This is a genomic window from Burkholderia sp. Ac-20384, from assembly GCF_017104605.1.
GTDB classification, from domain to species: domain Bacteria; phylum Pseudomonadota; class Gammaproteobacteria; order Burkholderiales; family Burkholderiaceae; genus Burkholderia; species Burkholderia lata.
On the sequence record NZ_JAAGPE010000562.1, the window covers coordinates 1 to 2,924 of the forward strand.

Here is a 2,924-nt window from a genome sequence, read left to right on the forward strand (position 1 = left end):
GCCGTTGAAGCCGTGCAGCACCTGTTCGACGTCGCGGCGCTCGGCGCCCGTCAGCACGGCCGTCATGCTGGCGGCGGCCGAGCCGACCAGCGCCGCGCTCGCGAGCCGCAGGTCGGTCAGCGCCAGCGCGGCAAGCAGCAGCGCGCCGGTGAGCGCATTCGCCTGCAGCACGATTTGCCCGATGCCGCGCAGCAAGATACGCAGGTCGATCGACGGCGAGACGGGGCGGGCGGTAGGCATGATGGCGGCGGAACAGGACGAGCCGCGAGCATAGGACACAATCCTATGCACCGGAATAGGGAATTCTGGATAGTCAGGATTTGTGGGCAGCGCACCAGATCGGGGAATGCGGCGTGTCCTGCGTGCTTGAACACCGCTCCGTTAGCTATTCAGGGGCGTTGGTCGGGCTGCTCGTGAATTCGGGCGGTGGCTGGCGTAGTCGTCGGGGGATTTGTGCCACGATGCCTCGCATCGGGAAAACCGGGAGGCGGAAAGATGCGCGAAGTGCGTTGGGCGTCGCTCGAAGGCGACGGGGTCGAACATCTGACGTTCGACCGGAGCGGCGGCGGGATCGTCGTCGAAAGCGCGGTGGTCGGCCAGCGGTACGGCCGTGCATACGGGCTCGCTTATCGCGTCGAATGCGACGCGCACTGGCGCGTGACCTATGCGGTGCTCAAGGTGATGGGCGGCGGCACGCTCGAATTGCGCAGCGACGGCGCCGGCCACTGGCACGACGGCTCGGGCCGCGCACTGCCGGAACTCGACGGTTGCATCGACATCGACATCGCGGCGACGCCGTTCACGAATTCGCTGCCGATCGGCCGCCTCGGGCTCGCGCACGGCGAGCGGCGGCCGATCGACGTCGCGTACATCTCGACGCCGGACCTGAAGGTCACGCCGGTCAAGCAGGCCTACGCATGCATCGAGCCGGGCCGGCGCTACCGCTACGAAGGGATCTTCCGCGACTTCACGGCCGAGATGGAGATCGACGACGACGGGCTCGTCGTCGATTACGAGACGCTGTTCAGACGCCTGCCGGCGCCGGCACCCGCGGTGCGCTGAACCCGGGCCGCGGCCGGGGCGATTGCCGGCCGCTCCTGCGCGGACGCGAAGCGGTCGATCCGCGACGCGATCATGTCGGGGTGGCGCAGCACGATCCAGTGCGTGCCGTCGATTTCCTCGCGCACGTGGTCGCCGAGCCAGCGGTCGAGGTCGACCGACATCTCGGGCGTCACATAACGGTCGCGCACCGGCACCAGAATCTGCACGGGCGCCTGCGCGTACCGTTCGCGCGGCTTGCGTGCCCGTGCGATGAAGTTCGCGCGGTACAGCTGCAGCCCGTTCAGCGCGTTCTTCAGTTGCACGGGATCGCGCTCGGCGCGCACGCGCTCGGTGAGCTGCAGCCAGCGCGGCCACAATGCGGCACCACCGAGCCGCCACACCAGCGACGGCACGAGCGGCAGGTGGAAGAACGCGATATACCACGACTTCAGGCTCTGCTTGAGCCGCATCTTCGCGCGGAACACGTGATCGAGGCACGGGCCCGAGATCGACGTGTACGACGCGATCCGGCCGCGGAACGCGGGGTCGGTCACGGCCTCCCAGCACTGGATCGACCCCCAGTCGTGGCCGACGAGGTGGAACGGCCGGCCGCCGCAGGTTGCGTCGGCCACCGCCTTCAGGTCGGCGGCGAGCCGTTCGAGCGTGTAGTCGGCGCGGCGGCGCGGCGCATCGGAGGCACCGGCGCCGCGCACGTCGTACGCGATCACGCGGTAGCGCTTCGCGAGCCGCGCCCGGATCGGCGCCCACACGGCCGCCGAATCGGGGTAGCCGTGCACGAGGATCAGCGGCGGGGCGCGACGCGACCCGCTTACGTAGACGGCGAGTTTCACGTCGCCGGACTGGACGGTCAGCATCTCGTGGGCGCGCGCCATGGCGTCATGCCTGCGGAACCGGGTGCAGCGGCACGCGGCGCGGGGCGGCTTGCGCGGCGTAGCGCGCGTTGGTCGCGTCGATGTTCTCGAGCAGCGTGTCGAGCCCCTGCAGGTACTGGTGGTTGTCGTGGTCCCACGGGTGGAAGCCCGGGCGGAAGTAGTCGAGCCATTCGCGCGCGATGCTCGGGAACACGCCGTGCTTCGGGCTGTACAGGTACTTCACGAGGCGCCACATGCCGCCGAACTTGCCGTGCTCGCGACGGTGCGCGCGCATCAGGCGCACGTGGAAGTCGAACACGATCGTCCAGAAGAACACGGTCGTCGTCAGCATCGTGCCCGTGCGCAGCAGGTAGCTGCCGAGGCCCGGCTTCATCACGGTCGTCCATACGTCGTAGGACACCGCCTTGTGCTCGGTTTCCTCCATCGCATGCCACATCCACATCTGCTGGTAGCCCTCGACCGAGCCGTCGATGCGGTGCTCGTGGCCCGACAGCAGCTGGTTCGCGAGGATCGCCGTGTAGTGCTCGAGCGCAATCGTGATCGCGAGCTGCATCGAATGCGGCAGCACCTTCTTGAACCAGCCGAGGATCGTCCACAGGCGCTTGTCGAGCTTGTGCGCGGGCAGGCCGGACGACTGCAGCAGGTCGTTGTATTCGATGTGCTCGCGCGTGTGCATCGCTTCCTGTCCGATGAAGCCGAGCACCTGCTTCTTCAGCTCGGGATCCTCGATCTGGTCGCGATAGTTGCGCACCGAATCCATGAAGAAGCGTTCGCCGGCCGGAAACAGCAGCGACAGCGCGTTCATGAAGTGCGTGACCGGTACGCCCTGCACGTGCCAGTCGCGCGCGCGTTCGGGGGGCAGCGCGAAACGGATGTCGCGCCGCACGGGCATCATGTTCGGGGTCGTCATGATTGTTCTCCTCCCTGGTTGCCTGCATTGTTGTAGGTGGCGTGCAGCGGCGCGGGCGCCTGCGCGCCGCGCGCGGCGCG

General features: G+C 68.2%; 4 protein-coding genes. 1 reads left to right on the forward strand and 3 read right to left on the reverse strand.

Translation table 11 applies throughout. The features are described 5' to 3' along the window. On the reverse strand, positions 1-240 hold a 240-nt coding region (locus G3O00_RS41675), incomplete at its 3' end, for an urea transporter (protein ID WP_206146491.1). A gap of 255 nt (positions 241-495) precedes the next feature. Between G3O00_RS41675 and G3O00_RS41680 the strand changes: the two genes are divergently transcribed. After that, positions 496-1,062 (forward strand): putative glycolipid-binding domain-containing protein, encoded by a 567-nt coding sequence (locus G3O00_RS41680; protein WP_174929681.1) that lies wholly within the window; start codon positions 496-498, stop codon positions 1,060-1,062. Here G3O00_RS41680 and G3O00_RS41685 read toward each other — a convergent pair. Next, positions 1,011-1,934, reverse strand: coding sequence for an alpha/beta fold hydrolase (locus G3O00_RS41685; RefSeq protein ID WP_011354749.1), 924 nt, complete (start codon positions 1,932-1,934; stop codon positions 1,011-1,013). The genes G3O00_RS41680 and G3O00_RS41685 overlap by 52 nt on opposite strands. Before the next feature lie 4 nt (positions 1,935-1,938). After that, entirely contained in the window at positions 1,939-2,844 is a 906-nt protein-coding gene (locus tag G3O00_RS41690) for a metal-dependent hydrolase (protein WP_174916582.1), read from the reverse strand. Between the last annotated feature and the right edge of the window lie 80 nt (positions 2,845-2,924).

Bases quoted from the DNA above. Each gene is read 5' to 3' on its own strand.
- G3O00_RS41685 (WP_011354749.1), bottom strand. From the start codon at position 1,934: ATGGCGCGCGCCCACGAGATGCTGACCGTCCAGTCCGGCGACGTGAAA.
- G3O00_RS41690 (WP_174916582.1), bottom strand. From the start codon at position 2,844: ATGACGACCCCGAACATGATGCCCGTGCGGCGCGACATCCGTTTCGCG.
- G3O00_RS41680 (WP_174929681.1), top strand. From the start codon at position 496: ATGCGCGAAGTGCGTTGGGCGTCGCTCGAAGGCGACGGGGTCGAACAT.